We start from the raw sequence: 20,135 nt of genomic DNA on the forward strand, positions 1-20,135 counted from the left end.
TCTCAGGCCAGCCCGAGCAGCCGCGCGGCGTTGTTCTTGAGGATGTCCTGGCGCAGTTCGTCCTTGATGGCGATGCCCTCGAAATCCGACAGCCAGCGCTCCGGGGTGATCATCGGCCAGTCGGAGCCGAAGAGCACCTTCTTGCGCAGGATCGAGTTGCAGTAGCGCACGAGGATTTCGGGGAAATACTTCGGCGACCATCCCGAGAGGTCGATGTAGACGTTGGGCTTGTGCTGCGCGACGGCCAGCGCCTCCTCCTGCCAGGGAAAGGAGGGATGGGCGAGGATGATCTTCATCTCGGGAAAGTCGACGGCCACGTCGTCCATGTACATCGGGTTGGAATACTTCAGCCGCATGCCGTTCCCGCCGGGCATGCCCGAACCGACGCCGGTCTGGCCGGTGTGGAACAGCGCGATGCCCCCCTCTTCGGCGATGGCCTCGTAGAGCGGATAGGCCATGCGGTCGTTGGGGTAGAAGCCCTGCATGGTGGGGTGGAACTTGAACCCCTTGATGCCGAAGTCGCGGATCAGGCGGCGGGCCTCGCGGACGCCCATCTTGCCCTTCCAGGGGTCGATGGAGGCGAAGGGGATCAGGACATCGTCATTCTCGGCGGCAAGTTGCGCCACCTCCTCGTTGCGGTAGCGGCGGTAGCCGGTCTCGCGTTCGCTGTCGACGGGGAAGATCACGGCGGCGATGTTCTGTTCGCGGTAGTGGGCGGCGGTTTCCGGGATGGTGGGGGGATGGCTCCACGGGGCGCGGAAATACTTTGCCATGGTGCTTTGCAGATCGTCGTAGCCGTCGTCGGGATGGCAGCCGCAGGGCTCTTCGGCATGGGTGTGGATGTCGATGGCGCGGACTTTGGAGAGATCGACCATGTTCGGTCCTTTCGGGGTCTGGCAGGTGGCACCCTCGGGGCGGGCGCGTATCTTTGTCGAGAATGCGTGGTCCGGGCGGCGGGCTCAGACCCGGATCACGCAGGGGTCGCCCTCGCCATGCAACCGGGCGAGCAGGTCGGCGCGGCGGTCGAGCACCCGGCGCACGTTGAGATTTCCCTTCGCGGTCATCTCCCCGTCCGGCATCGAGGGCGGCGCGGCGCAGAGGATCGCGCGCTCCACGCGGGTGGAACTGCCCGACGCGGCACGCGCGCGCTCGGCCAGGCGGCGGCGGAGCTCCTCGACGAGGCGCGGGCAGGACAATGCACCGCCGTCCTCCTCAGCCGAATACCCCGCGCGTTCGAGCGCGCCGCGGTCGGGAAAGATCATCACGCCGATCCCATCGCGGTCGGCGCCGGTGACGACCAGGTCCGCGGCGAGCGGCGCGAGACAGGCCAGCATGTCCATCCGCAACTGCCCGGCCCGGACCCAGGTGCCGGTGAGCAGCTTGAAATCCTCCGAGATCCGCCCGTCGAACCGCAACCCGCGCGACGGGTCCGCCGGATCGACGAACACCATCGCGTCTCCGGTGACGAGGTAGCCCTCTGCGTCGAATGCGGCGGCGGTGCGTTCCGGGTCGTTCAGGTAGCCGGGCATGACGTTGGGTCCGCGCACCCGCACCTCGCAGCGCCCGTCGGCATCGGGGATCAGCTTGGCCGTCACCCCCGGCACCGGCACGCCGACCACGCCGGAGCGGTCGGTCGGCTCCTGCTGGAGGATGCAGGCCGGGGCGGTTTCGGTCAGCCCCCAGGACGAGGTCATCAGCGGCACTTCGCCCTTGACCTCCATCGCCATCGCCTCGAACCCCTGCCAGATCTCCTGCGGCAGCGAGGCGCCGGCGTAGAACACCAGGTCCAGTTCCTCGAAGAACCGCCGGCGCAGCGCGGCATCCTCGCGCAGCGCGGCGTGCAGCATGGCGAACCCGACCGGCACGTTGAAACACAACGTCCCCGTGACCATCCCGAGGTTTTCCAGCGTGCGCGAGAACAGCCCCTTCACCGGCTTTCCGTCGTCGATGTAGAGCGAGCCGCCGTTCGCGAGCATCATGTTGAAATTGTGCGATCCGCCGAAGACGTGGTTCCAGGGAAGCCAGTCGACGAGGCGCGGCGGCCGTACCGTCAGGAACGGCAGCGTCGCGGCGAGCTGGGCCTGGTTCACGCACATCATCCGCTGCGTGGTCAGCACCCCCTTCGGCTCCGAGGTCGAGCCGGAGGTCATCAGAATCTTGCCCACGGTATCTGGTCCGACGAGGGCGCGGGCGGCCTCGACATCGGCCGCGCCGTCCCCCTTCAGCAGATCCGCAAAGGCGGTAAGGTCGCTGCGTCCGCCGGTGCGGCTGGCAACGATCTCGATCCCCGCCATCGCGGGCAGGGCCAGCGCCTCGGCATAGAGTTCCGCATCGACGGTGTAGACCATCGCGGGGCGGATGAGTTCGACCGCATGGACCAGCCGGTTGTGGGCGCCGTGGATCAGGGCATATTGCTCGGCCACGGGCACGATCGGCACACCGACGTATTGCGCGGCCAGCGCCAGAAGACCGTGATCGACGCCGTTGCCGCTGATCACCATGATCGGCGTCTGCGCCCCCATCCCGCGCGACAGCAGCGCCGACGCGATGGCGCGCACCTGCTCCAGCACCGCGGCATAGCTTTCCTCGCGCCAGCCGGCGCCGTGGCGTTCGGCGAGAAAGACCCTCTCCGGTGCCTCGGCCGCCCAGCGGTGCAGCCAGTCGCCCGTGCGATCGGCCACCGGCCCCAGCCCGTGCGCCGACCGCAAGAGGATGGTCCCGTCGGCGCGATCCTCGCGGATCACCTCGTGCGGCAGGTACTGCGTCGTGCGTTTCATTCGTCCCCTCCCCGGCGATTGCCGATGATCCGCGCCAGGGCCGCGACCAGAACGGCCTGCGTCCCGTCCTCCACCCCCGCGAGCATCCTGACTTCATGCGCCTTCACGGCCTCCAGCGCCTCGGCGCAGAGCGTTTCCCCGGCCGGCGTGGTGTTCAGCGCATAGGTGCGCCGGTCGGTCGGCACCCGCTCTCGGGTGATGAGGTCGCGGTTCTCGAGCTCGTCCACGATCACCACGAGGTTCGGACGCTCGACATCCATCGCGGCCGCCAGCCGGGATTGGGACAGCCCGGCGTTGTCCCGGATCAGGACCAGCGCGGTGAAGGTGATCATCCGCAACTCGAACGGCTTCAGGGTCTCGGACAGATCCCCCTGGATGGCGTTCGATGCCCGCCGCAACCGGTAGCCCACGAGCCCGGCCAGCGTGTCGTCGGCGATGTGATGAGGCTGGATGTCGTCGGTCATGGCCGGCACCTTCGTGTTGTCAGCGGAAGCGCGGCGCGCGTTTTTCGAGAAAGGCGGCAAGCCCCTCGACCGCGTCCGGGCTGGTCTGGGTCAGCGCGGCGCAGAGGCTCTCGGTGAACAGGCCGTCGGCCTTGGACATGTCCTCGATCCGTGCCAGCGCCTGGATCATGATGTAGTTCGACAGCGGCGCGTTGCGGGCGATCTTGCCCGCCAGGTCCAGCGCCATGGACAGCGCCTCGCCCTCGCCCGCCGCGTAGTGGGTCAGGCCCAGCGCCAGCCCCTCTTCCGCGGAGTACTTGCGCCCGGTCAGCATCATCTCGATCATGCGGTCTGCCCCGAGGATGCGCCCCACCCGGACCGAGGCGCCGCCGCCGACGAAGATCCCCCGCCGCCCCTCCGGCAGTTGGAAGATGGTCGAGGGTTCGGCGATGCGCACATGCGTCGCGCAGGCAAGTTCCAGCCCGCCCCCGATCACCGCGCCGTACATGGCCGACACCACCGGCAGCCCGCCGAACTGGATGCGGTCCATCACCTGGTGCCAGCCGCGCGAGTGGCGCATCGTGCCCTCGGCGTCCCGCGCCTTGTGTTCCGACAGGTCGAGGCCCGAACAGTAGTGCCCCGCCGTCCCGGTCAGCACGGCGACCTTCACCCCCTCGGGCGGAGCCGAGAAGAAGGCGTCGATCTCGTCGAGCAACTGGTCGCACATGGCATTGCGCTTGTCCGGACGGGTCATGGCGAGGATCGCGATGTCGTCATGGCGGTCGATCCGGAGCATGTCGGAGTCGGTCATGGTTATATCCCATATCTATTCAGTCGTGCCCCGGTCCCGCCCGGGCGGCTGCGGCCCTAGTAGAGCAGGAACAGCGTGATCGGCGGGAACAGGACGAGGAGGATGACGCGGACGATGTCCGACGAGACGAACCACATGACCGCCTTGTAGGTCTCGGTCATGGGGGTTTCGCGGTCCATCGCGTTGATGATGAACAGGTTCATGCCCACCGGCGGCGTGATGAGGCCGACCTCGACCACGATCAGCACGAGGATGCCGAACCAGATGGCGACGTATTCGGTCTCGATCCGGTCGGCCATGGCGCCGGTGACACGGATGCCGAGCGCCTGCATCTGGTCGCGGCCGAGTTCGGCCCCCCCGGCGATGGCCTGTCTTATGCCTTCGAGCATTTCGGCCCCCATGCCCTCCGGCACCCCGAGGGCAAGGACGGCCTGCGCGGCATCGGCCTGCATGGCGGCAAGGTTGACCATGCCGAAATCCATCACCGAGATCACCGGGTAGAAGATCGGGATCGTGAGCAGGATCATCGACAGGCTGTCCATGAGGCAGCCGAAGATCAGGTAGAAGACCAGGATCAGCGCCAGCACCGTCCAGGGGCTGTAGCCCTGCCCGACGACCCAGGACGACAGCTCCTGCGGCACCTGGGTGAGCGCGAGGAAGGAATTGTAGAGCCCGGCCCCCAGCACGATGAAGAAGATCATCGCGGTCGACAGGGCGGTCGCGACGATGCTTTCCTTGAACACCGCCCAGCTCATGTTGCCCGACAGCAGCGCCAGCAGCCCGGTGCCCGCCGCGCCGACCGCGGCGCCCTCGGTCGGGGTGAACCAGCCGAGGTAGATGCCCCCGACCACCAGTCCGAAGACCAGCAGCACCGGCCAGACATTGACGAGGGCCTGAAGCCGTTCCGCATAGGGCACCGGCTCGCGGGTGCCCGCCGCCGCCGGGTTCCGGCGCACGTAGAGCGAAATGGTGACGATGTAGCCCACGGCGGCGAGGATGCCGGGGATGAAGGCGGCGAGGAACAGTTTGGCGATGTTCTGTTCGGTCAGGATGGCGTAGATCACCAGGATCACCGACGGCGGGATCAGGATGCCCAGCGTCCCCCCGGCGGCCAGGGTGGCGGTGGAGAAGCCCCCCGAGTAGCCGTAGCGGCGCAGTTCCGGCAGCGCGACGCGCGACATCGTGGCGGCCGTCGCCAGCGAGCTTCCGCAGATCGCGCCGAACCCCGCGCAGGCGCCGACCGCCGCCATGGCGACCCCGCCCTTGCGATGCCCCAGCCAGCTTTCCGCCGCCTTGAACAGCGCTGCCGACATGCCCGAGAGCGTGGCGAACTGCCCCATCAGCAGGAACATCGGGATGATGCTCAGGGAATAGCTGCCGAAGGTCGTGTAGGTTTCCGATTTCAGCTTGGCGAGAAAGATGTCCGGCGTTCCCGTCACCGCCCAGAGCCCGCCGATCCCCGCGAGGAACATGGCAAGGCCGATCGGCGCCCGCAGGAAGATCATCACCAGCAGGACCGGGAAGGACCAGAATCCGAGTTCGAGCGGGCTCAATGGTTCGCTCCTTCCGATCCGGGCAGCCAGGCGCGCCCGGTCAGGGGCTCCATCACCCGCCCGACGGCGCAGTAGACCGACACCAGCGCCGCGACGAGAGCGGCGACCGAAGACAGCCCATAGGCCCACCAGACGGGGAATTGCAGAAGAAAGGTCGTCTGGCCGCGCGATTGCATGGTCAGCGCGCCGTCGATCAGGCGCCAGGCGATGACGATCACCACCACGGCCAGCACCACCTCCCAGAAGGCGATGAGCCAGGCGTTCGCGCGCGCCGGCAGCAGGCTGGTGAAGACGTCGACCGTGGCGTGGGCGGCCAGAAGCTGGCAGATCGGCAGGAAGGCGAAGATGGCAAAGGCGATCCCGGCCTCGACGATCTCGTAATCGCCCCTGACCGGACCGAACCCCGTCAGCGCGGCCGCGACGCCGGGCGCAAACCCGGACACGAGGTCGCTGTGACCGAGCGTGTTCATGCCCCGCCCCAGCACGCTGACGCAGGTCAGCACGACAAGCGCGGTCAGTACGACACCGCCGAGCAGCGCCATCAGGCGTGCAGTTCTCGTGACGAGGGAAAGCATATCTTCCTCGGCCCCTTGCGTCCTGGTGCGGAAATCGGGCCGGGACTGTCCCGGCCCGACCGGCAATCACATGGCGGAATGCTTTTCGATCAGGGCCTTGGCCTTGTCGATCAGCGCCTGGCCGTCGATGTCCTTGGCGGCCATCTCCTCGATCCAGCTGTCGACCGTCGGGGCGGCGGCGGCCTGCCATTCGGCGGCCTGCTCCTCGGTCAGCTCGATGATGTTGTTGCCGAGGTCGACCGCGATCTCGCGCGGGCCCGCATCGTCGCGCTGCATCTGCGCACCGGCGAATTCCGAGAAGGCCGCGCCGGAGTTGCGGTCGATGATCTCCTTCAGGTCGTCGGGCAGGCTGTCCCACTTGTCCTTGTTCATCGCAAAGACGAAGGTGGCGGCATAAAGCGCCGGGCCGGGGAATTCGGTGTGGTTGTGCACCAGTTCCGCGACCTTGAGTGCGCCCGTCACTTCCCACGGGATCACCGTGGCATCGACCACGCCCTTGGACAGCGCCTCGGGGATGCCGGGGACCGGCAGGCCGATGGGCGTGGCGCCGAGCGTCTCGAACATCTTGTTGGTGACGCGGGTCGGGGCGCGCAGCTTGACGCCGTTCAGATCCGCGACGGTCTCGATCGGCTCCTTGGAATGGATGACGCCCGGACCGTGCACCCAGGTGCCGAGCACCTTCACGTCCTTGAAATCGTCGTCGAACATGATCTCCTGCGCCAGTTCGTAATAGGCGGCGGACATCGCGCCCGCATCGGTCATCATGAAGGGAAGCTCGAAGACCTCGGTATGCGGGAAGCGGCCCGGCGTGTAGCCCGGCAGGGTCCAGACGATGTCCGCGACGCCGTCGATCACCTGGTCGATCAGCTCGGGCGGGGTGCCGCCGAGCTGCATCGCCGGGTAGTGCTGGATCTCGATCCGACCGTCGGATTCTTCCATGATCTTCTCGGCCCAGGGCATCAGGATGTTCTTGGGCACGTTGGCCTGCGCGGGCAGGAACTGGTGCATGCGAAGGGTCACCTCGGCCGCCTGGGCCGCGCCCGTCGCCAGCAGGGTCGCGAGGGCGGTTCCCCCCAGAGCCTTCATCAGTGTACGTTTGCTGATCATGTCATCCTCCCGTTGATCAGTATGCCGCCCCGGTCGTGTCATTGCCGGAACTGTGCGGAACAGTGGTCTTCGAATTCCCCCAACGGGTCAATCTTTACGATGATCCCGCGCCCCGTCCCACCACCCCGCGCGATGGCAAGGGCAGTCCTGCGGGGCAAAATGTCCGAAAACGCCACCCTCCTCCATGCCGCCCGGCGCGCGCCTCTCCCGTGGCGCGGAACCGGATCGGATATATAGTTACACGATATAACTGTTTTTGTCCATCACTTGTTCGTGCGCGGCACGCGCCCGAACCGGGCGGATCAGAGACGCGGCCCGATGGTGGTGGCGAGCGTGCCCAGACCCTCGATCGTGACCTCGCAGAGATCGCCCGGCACCAGTGCGCCGACCCCGGCCGGAGTGCCGGTCATGATGAGATCCCCGGGCGCAAGCGCCACGCTTCCCGACAGGATCGAGATCACCTCGGGGATCGACCAGATCAGCTCGTTCAGGTTGCCGTCCTGCCGGAGCGTGCCGTTGACAGCGAGACGGATCGCCCCCTCCGAGAGGTGCCCGACCCCGGCCACCGGATGCACCGCGCCGATCACGGCGGAGCGGTCGAACCCCTTGGCCCAGTCCCAGGGGCGCCCCATGTCCTTGGCCACGGCCTGAAGATCGCGGCGGGTCAGATCGTTGCCGACGGCATAGCCCCAGACGTGGGACAGGGCCTCGGCCTCCGGGATGTCGCGGCCGCCGGTGCCGATGGCGACGACCAGCTCGGCCTCGTAGTGCAGGTTCTCGGTCAGCGGCGGGTAGGCGATGATCTCGCCGTCGCCGGCCACCGCATCGGCGGGCTTGGTGAAGAAGAACGGCGGTTCGCGGTCCGGGTCCTTGCCCATCTCGCGGGCATGGGCGGCATAGTTGCGCCCGACGCAGAAGATGCGGCGCACGGGGAAGCGGTCGTCGCTGCCTGCCACGGGGATGGACGGGGTTTCCATCGGGGGAAATACGAATGCCATGTGCTGTCCTTTCCGGCGGATCGGGCCCGGTCTCGACCGGGCCAGTTGCGGAATCAGTACCGGATTTCCGCAGGATTGCACCAGCGCGGCGCCGCTTTTCTCAGAATCTCGGGTCGTCGAGCTCCGGCTCGAACCGGCGCGGCAGAAGCGCCGCCTGGAACCACGTCAGGTAGGAATAGATCGAGAAGACCGGCAGCCCGGTCGCGCGGCGCAGATCGCGGGCATAGGGCACCATGTTGGTGCACTCCAGCACGATCGCCCCGAGGTCCGGCGCCTCGGCCCTCAGCGCCTCGGCGGCGTCCAGAACGTCCCGGCGCGCGCGGGCAAAGTCGATCTCGGGCGAATCGTGCAGGATCTTGTCCGCGAATTCACCTTTCGGATCGGTTCCGACCACGGGCGTATCCGGGTCCATCCCCGCCGCCGCGAAATGCACCGGGCCCAGCGTCGCGGCCGACACCGTCACCACCCCGACCCTCCGGCCCGGCGGCAGCATGCGCTGCACGAAGGGCACCTGCATCAGCGAGGAACTGGCCACCGGCACGCCCAGCGCCGCCGACAGCCGGTCTTGGAACGGCACGAGGAAGCCGCAGTTCGTCGCCACCCCGTCGCAGCCGGAATCCACCAGTTCCCGCCCGGCGGCGAGAAAGGCATCGGCCAGCGGCTCGGGATCGCCGAGCACGACCTTCTCGGGCGTCGCGGCCTTCGCGATGCGGAACTGCACCGGAAAGGGCCAGGTCAGCGCATTGCCGATGTCGCCGTGAATTCGCGGAAAGCGCGTCTCGAGCATCACGATGCCCAGGGTCGCGCCGTAGATCGTCTTGCCGCCGTATTCCGTCATCGCACCTGCCCGTCGACTCGGCAGATCGCCCTGCCCGGCTGCGCTCAGCTGGACATGGCATTGCGTCACGCGCAAGCCTGTGCAAGCGTCGGCCCATCACGTTAGCATACGAATGAGGGCGACATGAGCAACCATCTGAGCGGCGCGGATGCGATGGTGCGGATGCTTCAGGCCCACGGGGTCACGCATGTCTTCGGCCTGTGCGGCGACACCTCCCTTCCGATGTACGACAGCCTGCTGAAGCTCGACCACGGGATCACCCACGTGCTGACCCGCGACGAACGCTCGGCCACCTACATGGCCGATGCCTATGCCCGGGTTTCCGGCCGCCCCGGCGTCTGCGAGGGGCCGTCGGGCGGCGGCGCGACCTACATCCTGCCGGGGATCATCGAGGCGAACGAAAGCTCCTATGCGCTGCTGGCGATCACCTCGGACATTTCCGTCGGCTCCTACGGCAAGTACCCCCTGACCGAGGTCGATCAGGAAGCGATCATGCGCCCGCTGACCAAGTGGAACACCGTCATCAAGCGCGCCGACCACATCCCCCGCATGGTGCGCGCCGCCTTTCGCGCCATGACCACGGGCCGCCCCGGTGCCGCCCACCTCGGGCTGCCCTACGACATCCAGTATGACGAGGTTGAGGAGTCCGAAATCTGGGCCGACCCCGGCCACCAGACCTTTCCCGCCTATCCGACCGGCCCCGAACAGTCGCAGGTCGAAGCGGCGGTCGAGGCGATCCTTTCGGCCGACAAGCCGCTGATCGTCTGCGGCGGCGGCGTGGTGATCGCCGGCGCGATGGAGGCGCTGGACCATCTCGCGCGCCGCCTCGACATTCCGGTGGCGACCTCGATCTCGGGACAGGGCGCGCTGGCCGAGACCCACCCCAACTGCCTCGGGGTCGTCGGCTCGAACGGCGGCACGGACGAGACCTGGGAGGCGATGGAGGAAGCCGACCTGGTGATCTTCATGGGCTGCCGCGCCGGATCGACCACCACCGCCCGCTGGGAGGCGCCCAAGCCCGGAGCCCGCATCGTGCATTTCGATGTGGAACCGCAGGTGATCGGCGCCAACTACCCGACCGAGGTGGCCGTCACGGGCGACCTGAAACTGTCGCTCGACGCGGTGAACAAGGTGCTGGATCAGCATCGCGGGGAATTGCCCGGCTTCGACGGTGCCGAGGCGGTGGCCGAGCGCAAGGCCCGCAAGTTCGCCGCCTTCCGGGCGCTGGCCGAAAGCACCGAAGTGCCGATGCGCCCCGAGCGCCTGATCGCCACCCTGCAACGGGTGCTGCCCGAAGAAGCGGTGATCCTCTCCGATCCCGGCACCTCCTGCCCCTACCTGTCCGCCTATTACGAACTGCCCCGGCCCGGCCGCCAGTTCATCACCAACCGCGCCCACGGGGCGTTGGGCTATGCCCTGCCCGCCTCGCTCGGCGCGTGGTACGGGCGGCCCTGGGCCAAGGTGGTGGCGCTGATGGGGGACGGCTCGTTCGGCTTTTCCTGCGGAGAACTCGAAACCGTCTGCCGCGCCGGGGCCGATATCACCTTCATCGTCCTGTCCAACGCCACCTTCGGCTGGATCAAGGCCAGCCAGAAGGCCGACAAGGGCGCGCGCTATTACAACGTCGATTTCCGCCGCACCGACCACGCCGCCATCGCCGCCGCCTTCGGGCTGAAAAGCTGGCGGGTCGAGGACCCGGACGAGCTCGAGGCGGTGCTGCGCGAGGCGGTCGAACACGATGGCCCGACGCTGATCGACGTGGTGGTGCAACCGCTGGAAGAGGCCGCCGCCCCGGTGCGCCGCTGGATGGGCTGACCGCCCGACCCCGCCGCCCTGTCTTCCCCCGCTCCCGTTCCCGACCGGCTGACCGCATGACCGACCTCACCCAGACCATAACCGGCTTCGACCTCTGGCACCTTGCCCTGCCGGTGACGGCGCGGCGCGATCACGGGATCGGCTCGGTCGAGGGCTCGGTCGAGATCATCGTCCTGCGCCTGACGGCCGAGGACGGCACGCAGGGCTGGGGCGAGGCCAGCCCATGGGTGGTCTTCACCGGCTCGCCCGAGGCCAGCTTCGCGGCGCTCGACCGCTATTTCCGCCCGCTGGTCCTGGGGAAGGCGGTCGCCGATCGTGCCGCGATCATGGCCACCGCGCAAAAGGCCGTCGCCCATTGCACCGAGGCAAAGGCGGCGCTGGAAACCGCGCTGCTCGACCTCGAGGCGCGGCTCGCCGGGGTGCCGGTCTGGGCGTTGCTCGGCGGGCGCTGCCGCGACCGCATCCCGCTGTCCTGCTCCATCGCCGACCCGGATTTCGACAAGGATCTGCGCCTGCTCGACCGGCTGAGCGCCGACGGCGTGGGCATCGTCAAGCTCAAGACCGGGTTCAAGGGCCATGCCTTCGACCTCATGCGGCTGGAACGCATCCGCCGCGATCATCCGGCCATGCGCATCCGCGTGGACTACAACCAGGGCCTCTCTCCCGAGGCCGCGCCGATGGCCGTGCGCGAGGTGGCGGGCTTTGCCCCCGACTTCATCGAACAGCCCGTCGCCGCGCACCATCGGGAGGTGATGAAACGCCTGCGCGATCTGACCGATGTGCCGCTGCTGGCGGATGAAAGCGTCTTCGGCCCCGAGGACATGGCACGCGCCATCCGCGAGGGGCTGGCCGACGGCGTGTCGGTCAAGATCATGAAGGCGGGCGGGCCGACGCGCGCGCAGACCGTCGCCCGCATGGCCGGGGCGGCAGGCCTTGCGGCCTACGGCGGGGACATGTTCGAAAGCGGGCTCGCCCATCTTGCCGGAACCCACATGATCGCCGCGACGCCCGAGATCACGCTGGGCTGCGAGTTCTACCAGGCGGGCTATTTCCTTGCCGAGGACATTCTCGAAACGCCCTTCGCCGTCGAAAACGGCGCGGTGGTGGTGCCGGACGGGCCGGGACTGGGCGCACGCCCGGCGACGGACCGTCTCGAAAGATACGCCGTGAGGCGGGTGGTGGCATGAGCCGACCGGAACAGGGGACGGGACGATGAGCAGAACGGTGGCGGTGATCGGCGCGGGGATCGTGGGCGTATCCACCGCCATCTGGCTGCAACGCGCGGGCCACGAGGTCGTGCTGATCGACCGCAAGGGCCCGGCCGAGGGCGCAAGCCACGGCAATGCCGGGGTCCTCGCCTCGTGCTCGGTGGTGCCGGTGCCGGGTCCGGGGCTGTGGACCAAGGCGCCGCGGATGCTGCTCGATCCCGACCAGCCGCTGTTCATGAAGTGGGGCTATTTCCCGAGGGTCCTGCCCTGGCTGCTGAAATACATGCGCCACGCCAATGCCGAGGCAGTGCGCACCCGCGCCCGCGCCGCCGCGCCGATCATCGGCGACAGCCTGGCCGATCACCAGGCCCTGTCGGCCGGAACCGGGGCCGAACGCTGGGTGGTGCCGGGGGATTACGTCTTTGCCTACCGCGACCGCGCCGCCTACGAGGCCGACGCCTTCGGCTACTCGGTCCGGCGCGAACACGGCTTCGTCTGCGAGGAACTCGAAGGCGCGGCCCTGCGTGCCTACGAACCCGCGCTCGGCGAACAGGTCGGCCTTGCCGCGCGGTTCGGCAACCACGGCCGCATCACCGATCCCGGCGCCTACGTGAAGGCGCTGGCCGCCCATGCCGTCGCGAACGGCGCCCGCCTCGTCATCGCCGAGGTCGACGACCTCGTCCGCGGCAACGGCGCGGTGACGGGCGTGCGCGCCGGGGGCGAGACGATCCCCTGCGACGCCGCCGTCCTCACCACCGGCGCCTATTCCGGCCCGCTGGCGAAAAAGCTGGGCCTGACCGTGCCACTGGAAACCGAACGCGGCTACCACCTCGAACTCTGGGAACCATCGGCCATGCCCCGCAACCCGATCATGATCGCGGCGGGAAAATTCGTGGCCACCCCGATGGAGGGGCGCCTGCGCCTTGCCGGGATCGTCGAACTCGGCGGGCTCGAGGCGCCGCCCTCGCGCGCGCCCTTCGCGCTGCTCGAACGCAGCATCCGCGCGGCCATGCCGGGCCTGACCTGGAAACACCGGGTCGAGTGGATGGGCCACCGCCCCGCCGTGGCCGATTCCCTGCCGCTCATCGGCGAAGTGCCGGGTCTGAAAGGCGCCTTTGCCGGTTTCGGTCACGATCATGTCGGTCTGACGGGCGGACCGAAGACCGGACGGATCCTTTCTCAGCTCATATCGGGCCAATCCCCCAACATCGACCTTGCGCCCTATGCCCCTTCGCGCTTTCAATGAGATCACAGGCAAAGAAAAACATTTGCACACCAATAACTCAGGGAGAACGACCATGACGATGAAGATCCTTCTCGGCGCCACCGCGCTCTGCGCGGCGGCCGGCGCAGCCAGCGCGGAGAAATGGGACATGCCGATGGCCTATGCGGCCTCCAACTTCCACTCCGAAGTCGGCACCGCCTTCGGCGCCTGCGTGACCGAGGGCACCGGCGGCGAGCTCGAGATCGTGACCCACCCCTCGGGGTCGCTGTTCGGCGGGGCCGAGATCAAGCGCGCGGTGATGACCGGGCAGGCCAACATCGGCGAACGCCTCCTGTCGGCCCACGAGAACGAGAACCCGCTCTACGGCGTGGATTCCATTCCCTTCCTCGTGTCCTCCTTCGACGAGCACGAAAAACTCTGGTCCATCGCCGAACCCTACGTGGAAAAGGCGCTGGAAGGCGACAACCTGCACTACCTCTACTCGGTGCCGTGGCCGCCGCAGGGGCTCTACATGAACAAGACGCTCGACGACATCGAGGGCATGAAGGGCGTGAAGTTCCGCTCCTACTCGGCCGCGACCGCCAAGATGGCGGAACTGACCGGCGCGCTGCCGGTACAGGTCGAAGCTGCCGAACTCAGCCAGGCGCTGGCGACCGGCGTGGCGGAATCCTTCATCTCGTCCGGGGCGACCGGCTACGACCGCAAGGTCTGGGAGCATCTGAGCAACTTCTACGAGGTCGACGCATGGCTGCCGCGCAACGCGGTGTTCGTGAACCTCGACGCCTGGAACGGCCTTTCGGACGAGGCCAAGGCGGTGATGGAGGAATGCGCCGCGACCGCCGCCGCCGACGGCCTGGAGAAGTCCAAGGCCTACACCCAGTTCACCCTCGACGGGCTGAAGGAGAACGGCATGACGGTCGAGCGGGCCTCGGATCACCTGATGGACCAGCTCAAGGCCATGGGCGAGACCATGACCGAGGAATGGCTGGCCAAGGCCGGGGATGACGGCAAGGCCATCGTCGACGCCTACAAGGGTCAGTGACCCGGCGCGGGAGGCGGACCTGCGCCGCCTCCCCACCCCGCCCGTCCGCCGGACAGGGCGCACAGGACGGCCGTAGAGCGACCGCTCGCTCCGGCACGGGACCTGGCCGGGGCACCGGACCAGCTCAGGACATGGGGAACGGACAATGGCAGCGGCTCGCGCGCTACGGCGCACACTCGACACGGCGTATCTGATCGGGGGGATCATCGCGTCGGTCTTCCTGGTCTCCATCCTCGCATTGATCGTGCTCCAGATGCTGGCGCGCTGGACGGGGCAGGTGTTCCCCGGCGCGACCGATTACGCGGGCTACTGCATGGCCGGGGCCTCGTTCTTCGCCTTTGCCTACGCGCTGAACCACGGCGCGCATATCCGGGTGTCGCTGCTGCTCTCGGCGATGGGGCGGTTCCGCTGGTGGGGCGAGGTCTGGTGCTTCGGCATCGGCACGCTGATCTCCACCTGGTTCGCCTGGTACGCCGTCAAGGGCACGCATATCTCGTGGCGCTGGAAGGAGCTGTCCCAGGGGCTCGACGCCACGCCGATGTGGATTCCGCAACTGTCCATGTCGGCAGGCACGATCCTGCTGGCGGTCGCCTTCTGGGACCACTTCCTGCGGCTGCTTCTGACCGGTGCGCACGGCATCACCACCGACCTCGTCGACCAGAGCCAGGGAGAGTGAGATGGAGCAACTGATCCCGATCGGCATCTTCCTCTTCGTCCTGTTCCTGCTCTTGGGGTCCGGCGTCTGGGTCGGCCTCGCGCTGATGGGCGTCGCCTACGTGGGCATGGACCTGTTCACCACCCGCCCGGCGGGCGATGCGATGATCACAAAGGTCTGGTCCTCGTCGTCGAGCTGGACGCTGACCGCCCTGCCCCTGTTCATCTGGATGGGCGAGATTCTCTACCGAACCCGCTTGTCCGAAGACATGTTCCGCGGCCTGTCGCCCTGGATGGCCCGCCTGCCGGGCGGCCTCGTGCATACCAACATCGTCGGCTGCACGGTCTTCGCGGCGGTGTCGGGATCCTCGGCGGCCACGCTGACCACGGTCGGCAAGATGTCGATCCCCGAACTCCGCAAGCGCGGCTACCCCGAACACATGGTGATCGGCACCCTCGCCGGGGCCGCGACGCTGGGCCTGATGATCCCGCCGTCTCTGACCCTCATCGTCTACGGCGTGACCATCAACGAATCCGTCACCAAGCTGTTCATGGCCGGGGTCTTTCCCGGCCTCGTGCTGGCGCTGATGTTCATGGGCTACGTGGCGGTGATGTCCTTCGTGTCGAAGGATTTCAACCCGACGCCCGAACCGCACATGAGCTTCCTCGAAAAGGTCCGCAACTCGCGGTTCCTGATCCCGGTGATCTGCCTCATCCTCGTGGTGATCGGGTCGATGTACATGGGCTATGCCACCGCGACCGAGGCCGCGGCCTTCGGCGTCATCGGCTCGATGGTGCTCGCGGCGGCACAGGGCTCGCTGAGCTGGAGCACCTTCTCGGAAAGCCTGATGGGCGCGGTGCGCACCTCGGCGATGATCGCGCTGATCCTCGCGGGGGCGTCGTTCCTGTCGCTGTCGATGGGCTTTACCGGCATTCCGCGCGGCCTGGCCGACCTGATCGCGAGCTGGGAGCTGACGCGCTTCCAGCTCATCATGGCGCTGCTGGTCTTCTACATCGTTCTGGGCTGCTTTCTCGACGGGATCAGCTCGGTCGTGCTGACGATGGCGGTGGTCGAACCGATGATCCGTGCCCAGGGTATCGATATCATCTGGTTCGGCATCTTCATCGTGGTGGTGGTCGAGATGGCGCAGATCACGCCGCCGATCGGGTTCAACCTGTTCGTGTTGCAGGGCATGACCAACCATGAGATGACCTTCATCGCGCGGGCCGCGATTCCGATGTTCCTCATCATGGTGGTCATGGTCTTCGTGCTGATCTTCTTCCCGGAACTGGCAACCTGGCTGCCCGACAACATCCGGCAACGACCCGGCGGCTGACCCATGCACGACGCACTTGCCCATTTCGCGGCCCACCCCTGGCTGGCCGCCATCGCTCTTGTCGTGGTCTTTGCCGGGGCGGTCGTGCAATTCTCGCTCGGGATGGGGTTCGGGCTGACCGTCGCGCCGGTCCTGGCGGTGATCGACCCGGTGCTGGTGCCGGTCCCGACCCTGCTGATGAGCCTCGCCGTCTCCGCGCTCGGCGCCTTCCGCGAACGCGGCGCCATCGTCTGGCCCGAAGCCCTGACGGCGGCGGGCGGACGGCTGACCGGCGCGCTGATCGCGGCGGTGATCCTCGGCGGGCTTGTCGCCTCGCGCGACGGGTTCAGCTTGGTCTTCGGCAGCCTGATCCTCGTGGCTGTGGTGCTGTCGGTGGCGGGGCTGAAGCTCGCCTTCACGCGGACCAACATCTACGGCATGGGCGTGGTGTCGGGGATCATGGCGACGATCACCTCGGTCGGAGCGCCGCCGCTCGCCATCGTCTACCAGGGCCAGCCGGCCCGTCAGGCGCGCCCGACGCTGGCGGCGACCTTCACCTTCGGCACGATCTTTTCGGTCTCCGGCCTGATCCTGAGCGGCTGGGCCGGGTGGAGCGACGTCTGGTTCGCGCTGCTGCTCGCCCCCGGCACGGTCGCCGGCTACTACGCCGCGCGCGCCCTCGGCCCGGCGATGGATGCGCGGTATCGGGCCTTCCTGCTGGCGATCAGCGGCATGGCGGGGGTGGTGCTGGTCCTTCGGGGCCTGACGTGATCCTGCTGGAGTTCTGTGCCCGCCATGCCCGCTGGCTGCTGGTCGCCGGGCTGGTGGCGGGCGTTGTCCTGCCGCAGGCCGCCGACCGGATGCGCGGCACCCTGCCGGGGCTGGTCGCGCTGCTGCTGTTCCTTGCCGCGCTGCGGATCGGGCCGCGGCTGGCGCTCGGCGCGGTCGCGGATCTGCGCGCGACGGCGCTGGTGGTCGCGCTGTGGCAGGTCGTCCTGCCGCTCGGCCTGCTCGGCGGCTTCGCCCTGTTGGGAGCGCTCGGGAGCCCGGCGGCGCTGGCGCTCGGGCTGATGCTGGCGGCGCCGCCGCTGGCGGGCAGCCCCAACCTCACCATGCTGGTGGGCGGAGACCCCGCTCCGACGCTGCGGCTGCTGGTGCTGGGCACGGCGCTGCTGCCGCTGACCGCGCTGCCGGTGTTCCACATGCTCCCGGCGCTGGGCGATCCGGCGGTGGTGACGGCCTCGGTCCTGCGGCTGCTGGTGACCATCGCGCTGGCGACGGCGGCGGCCTTCGCCCTGCGCCTGAGCCTGCTGAAGGCCCCGGGCCAGACGGCAATGCGGCGCATCGACGGATGTTCGGCGCTGGTCATGACGGTGATGGTGCTGGGCCTGATGTCCGAGGTCGGGCCGGCCCTGACGCAGGACCCGGCGCGGCTGGCGGTCTGGCTGGCGCTGGCCTGCGCCGCCAATCTCGGGCCGCAACTGGCGGTCGCCCTGAGCCTGCGCCGCGCGCCGGACCGCAGCGCCCTGCCGGCGCTGGCGATCACCTCGGGCAACCGCAACATCGCGCTGTTCCTCGTGGCGCTCCCGCCCGAGATCACCGCCCCGCTGCTGCTGTTCATCGGCTGCTACCAGGTGCCGATGTACCTGACGCCGCTGCTGATGACGCCGCTCTACCGGGCGCTACGCTGAACCGGGGCCCCGATCCTTAGACGATACGTCTTGCCCCCGCCCCGGCGGCCAGGCGGGAAGAAAGCCGTCCTTCTCGGCGGCGATGAAGGCCAGCACCGTGCGCCCCGCCCCTGACAGCACCGTGTCGGATCGGTGCAACAGGAACCAGTGCCGCAGGATCGGCAGGCCCGGCAGGTCGAGCGCGACCAGCCGCCCGCTCCGCAACTCCTCGACCACGGTGTGATACGAGATCAGCGCGATCCCCAGCCCCGCGATCACCGCCTGCTTGATGGTCTCGTTCGTGCCCATTTCGGTCCGCTCGTAGGTCTTGCCCTCGCCCAGCCGGTCGAGAAACCGCGTCGCTAGGATGCGCGTGCCCGAGCCCTGCTCGCGCATGAGGATGGTTTCGGCCAGCACCTCGTCCGCCGTAAGATCGCCCCGGCCCGCCAGCGGGTGATCCGGCCCGGCGATCAGGACGTGGGGATGATCGCCGATCGACAGCGCCTCGAGCGGCGGCTCGCGCGGCGGCCGCCCCATGATCGCCAGGTCGAAGGCGCCGTCCTGCACCCCGGCGATGATCCGGTCGCGATTGCCGATCTGCAGCAGGATCTCGATCTCGGGATAGGCGCGGCGCAGGCGGGCCACGATTCCCGGCGCGAAATACTTGCCCGTCGAGACCACGCCCAGCACCACCGTCCCCGCCATGCCCTTCTGCAGCGAGTCGATTCGCCGCAGCGCCAGCCGGAACCCGGCATCCGCCCGCAGATGCGCGTCGAGCAGAGCCCGCCCCTCGGCCGTCACGCGGAATTTTCCCGACCCCGCCCGCGACAGCATGGCGCATCCGAAAGTCTCGTCCAGCGCCTTGAGCTGGCTGTGAACCGCCGGCGCCGAGAGGCCCAGCTCCTCCGATGCGCGGGCAATTGATCCAGTTCTTTCAACGGCTTCCAGCGCGCGAAGCTGTTTGAAGGTGAGCGAGGCCAATCTGCGCATTCAATTTCTCCGACTCCTGGATCAGATTTATTAAATTTTCTAAACGCCGGGGATCGTCAAGATCAAGCAACAGTCACCGTCGAGGAAAGGGAGGCCTTGATGACCGACATCAATCCGTATTCCGCAGATGCGCCGATCCCGGCACGCCTGCGCCCCGCCATGGAAGCCCTGGGACGGGTCGCCCGCGACCTGGCAGGGCGCATCGCCTGCGGCCCGCTCGACGGCCAGTTGCATGCCCATGTGGGCGACAATTCCGACGGCGACCGGCAGAAGGCGCTCGACGTCATCGCGGACGAAGCCTTTGCCGCCGAGCTGAAGGGGACCGGCATCCGCTGGTATGCCTCCGAGGAGCAGGACAGCGTCGTCGAACTCGACCCCGCCGGCACCCTGGCGCTGGCCATCGACCCGCTGGACGGCTCGTCCAACATCGAGACCAACGTCTCCATCGGCACGATCTTTTCCCTCCGCGAACCGCGGGACACGGGCGATGCGACCTTCCTGCGCCCGGGGCACGAGCAGATCGCGGCGGGCTACGTGATCTACGGGCCGCAGACCATGATGATGGTGACCTTCGGCGACGGCGTTCAGGATTACATCCTCGATCCCCGGACCCGCCGCTTCACGCTGCTGAACAGCCGTCCGACGATCTCCGGGGACAGCACGGAATTCGCCATCAACGCCTCCAACTACCGGCACTGGACCACGCCGGTCCGCGGCTACATCGACGATTGCCTCAAGGGCGCCGACGGCCCCAAGGCGCGCAATTTCAACATGCGCTGGATCGCGTCGCTGGTCGCCGAGACCCATCGCATCCTGATGCGCGGCGGGCTGTTCCTCTACCCCTCCGACGCCCGGCCGGGCTATGAATACGGCCGGCTGCGCATGGTCTACGAATGTGCCCCCATCGCCATGCTGATCGAGCAGGCCGGCGGCCGCGCCACCGACGGCACCACCCGCATTCTCGACCGGACCCCCGAGGGCCTGCACGCCCGCACGCCCTTCGTCTTCGGCTCGGCCCTCAAGGTCGACCGGGTCGCGGCCTATCACGACCTGCCGTCGCAGGAAGTCTCCGCCCTCTTCGGCACCCGCGGCCTGTTCCGCGTCTGAGCCATC

General features: G+C 68.1%; 19 protein-coding genes. 9 read left to right on the forward strand and 10 right to left on the reverse strand.

The annotated features are described in order from the left end of the window. Window positions 1–2: 2 nt before the first annotated feature. The 9 genes from ACN0RJ_RS19990 to ACN0RJ_RS20030 all read right to left on the reverse strand — a co-directional run bounded on the left by ACN0RJ_RS19990 (window position 3) and on the right by ACN0RJ_RS20030 (window position 9,102). A complete protein-coding gene (locus tag ACN0RJ_RS19990; RefSeq protein WP_417725431.1) occupies window positions 3–875 on the reverse strand; it encodes an amidohydrolase family protein in 873 nt (290 codons plus the stop codon). 84 nt (window positions 876–959) lie between these two features. After that, window positions 960–2,777: a feruloyl-CoA synthase gene (locus ACN0RJ_RS19995; RefSeq protein WP_417725432.1), complete on the reverse strand. Its 1,818-nt coding sequence runs from the start codon at window positions 2,775–2,777 to the stop codon at window positions 960–962. Continuing rightward, window positions 2,774–3,241 (reverse strand): MarR family winged helix-turn-helix transcriptional regulator, encoded by a 468-nt coding sequence (locus ACN0RJ_RS20000; protein ID WP_417722130.1) that lies wholly within the window; start codon window positions 3,239–3,241, stop codon window positions 2,774–2,776. Before ACN0RJ_RS20000 ends, ACN0RJ_RS19995 begins: the two co-directional genes overlap by 4 nt. 19 nt (window positions 3,242–3,260) lie before the next feature. Beyond that, window positions 3,261–4,031, reverse strand: a complete 771-nt coding sequence (locus tag ACN0RJ_RS20005) for a crotonase/enoyl-CoA hydratase family protein (RefSeq protein ID WP_417725433.1) — start codon at window positions 4,029–4,031, stop codon at window positions 3,261–3,263. A gap of 56 nt (window positions 4,032–4,087) precedes the next feature. Beyond that, window positions 4,088–5,584: a TRAP transporter large permease gene (locus ACN0RJ_RS20010; protein WP_417722132.1), complete on the reverse strand. Its 1,497-nt coding sequence runs from the start codon at window positions 5,582–5,584 to the stop codon at window positions 4,088–4,090. After that, window positions 5,581–6,159, reverse strand: coding sequence for a TRAP transporter small permease (locus tag ACN0RJ_RS20015; RefSeq protein ID WP_417725434.1), 579 nt, complete (start codon window positions 6,157–6,159; stop codon window positions 5,581–5,583). Before ACN0RJ_RS20015 ends, ACN0RJ_RS20010 begins: the two co-directional genes overlap by 4 nt. 66 nt (window positions 6,160–6,225) lie before the next feature. Beyond that, on the reverse strand, window positions 6,226–7,266 hold the full coding sequence (locus ACN0RJ_RS20020) for a TRAP transporter substrate-binding protein (protein WP_417722134.1): 1,041 nt from the start codon (window positions 7,264–7,266) through the stop codon (window positions 6,226–6,228). Window positions 7,267–7,568: 302 nt separating this feature from the next. Beyond that, window positions 7,569–8,264 (reverse strand): fumarylacetoacetate hydrolase family protein, encoded by a 696-nt coding sequence (locus ACN0RJ_RS20025; RefSeq protein ID WP_417725435.1) that lies wholly within the window; start codon window positions 8,262–8,264, stop codon window positions 7,569–7,571. A 100-nt stretch (window positions 8,265–8,364) separates the two neighbouring features. Then, a complete protein-coding gene (locus tag ACN0RJ_RS20030; protein WP_417725450.1) occupies window positions 8,365–9,102 on the reverse strand; it encodes an aspartate/glutamate racemase family protein in 738 nt (245 codons plus the stop codon). Window positions 9,103–9,225: 123 nt separating this feature from the next. On the opposite strand from ACN0RJ_RS20030, the gene ACN0RJ_RS20035 reads away from it, so the two are divergent. From ACN0RJ_RS20035 to ACN0RJ_RS20070, 8 genes are all read left to right on the forward strand, one after another. Beyond that, complete coding sequence (locus tag ACN0RJ_RS20035; protein WP_417722137.1) at window positions 9,226–10,917, forward strand: thiamine pyrophosphate-binding protein; 1,692 nt, start codon at window positions 9,226–9,228, stop codon at window positions 10,915–10,917. A gap of 56 nt (window positions 10,918–10,973) precedes the next feature. Next, window positions 10,974–12,104, forward strand: coding sequence for an enolase C-terminal domain-like protein (locus tag ACN0RJ_RS20040; RefSeq protein ID WP_417725436.1), 1,131 nt, complete (start codon window positions 10,974–10,976; stop codon window positions 12,102–12,104). A 25-nt stretch (window positions 12,105–12,129) separates the two neighbouring features. After that, entirely contained in the window at window positions 12,130–13,371 is a 1,242-nt protein-coding gene (locus ACN0RJ_RS20045) for an NAD(P)/FAD-dependent oxidoreductase (RefSeq protein ID WP_417725437.1), read from the forward strand. A gap of 52 nt (window positions 13,372–13,423) precedes the next feature. Further along, window positions 13,424–14,392: a TRAP transporter substrate-binding protein gene (locus ACN0RJ_RS20050; protein ID WP_417722140.1), complete on the forward strand. Its 969-nt coding sequence runs from the start codon at window positions 13,424–13,426 to the stop codon at window positions 14,390–14,392. Window positions 14,393–14,537: 145 nt separating this feature from the next. After that, entirely contained in the window at window positions 14,538–15,068 is a 531-nt protein-coding gene (locus ACN0RJ_RS20055) for a TRAP transporter small permease (RefSeq protein ID WP_417725438.1), read from the forward strand. A gap of 1 nt (window position 15,069) precedes the next feature. Next, window positions 15,070–16,383 (forward strand): TRAP transporter large permease, encoded by a 1,314-nt coding sequence (locus ACN0RJ_RS20060; RefSeq protein ID WP_417722142.1) that lies wholly within the window; start codon window positions 15,070–15,072, stop codon window positions 16,381–16,383. A 3-nt stretch (window positions 16,384–16,386) separates the two neighbouring features. Beyond that, complete coding sequence (locus tag ACN0RJ_RS20065) at window positions 16,387–17,133, forward strand: sulfite exporter TauE/SafE family protein (protein WP_417725439.1); 747 nt, start codon at window positions 16,387–16,389, stop codon at window positions 17,131–17,133. Continuing rightward, on the forward strand, window positions 17,130–18,053 hold the full coding sequence (locus ACN0RJ_RS20070) for a hypothetical protein (RefSeq protein ID WP_417725440.1): 924 nt from the start codon (window positions 17,130–17,132) through the stop codon (window positions 18,051–18,053). The genes ACN0RJ_RS20065 and ACN0RJ_RS20070 overlap by 4 nt, the downstream gene beginning before the upstream one ends. On the opposite strand, the gene ACN0RJ_RS20075 is transcribed toward ACN0RJ_RS20070, so the two are convergent. After that, complete coding sequence (locus ACN0RJ_RS20075) at window positions 18,045–19,022, reverse strand: LysR family transcriptional regulator (protein WP_417725441.1); 978 nt, start codon at window positions 19,020–19,022, stop codon at window positions 18,045–18,047. The two genes, ACN0RJ_RS20070 and ACN0RJ_RS20075, sit on opposite strands and share 9 nt — an antisense overlap. Window positions 19,023–19,121: 99 nt before the next feature. Here ACN0RJ_RS20075 and ACN0RJ_RS20080 point away from each other — a divergent pair, with 99 nt between their 5' ends. Then, the gene (locus ACN0RJ_RS20080) at window positions 19,122–20,129 is read left to right on the forward strand and encodes a class 1 fructose-bisphosphatase (protein WP_417725442.1); all 1,008 of its coding nucleotides are present in this window, start codon (window positions 19,122–19,124) and stop codon (window positions 20,127–20,129) included. The last annotated feature ends 6 nt before the right edge of the window (window positions 20,130–20,135 follow it).

Origin of the sequence: Salipiger sp. (genome assembly GCF_048261495.1) — a bacterium.
Classification (GTDB): domain Bacteria; phylum Pseudomonadota; class Alphaproteobacteria; order Rhodobacterales; family Rhodobacteraceae; genus Salipiger.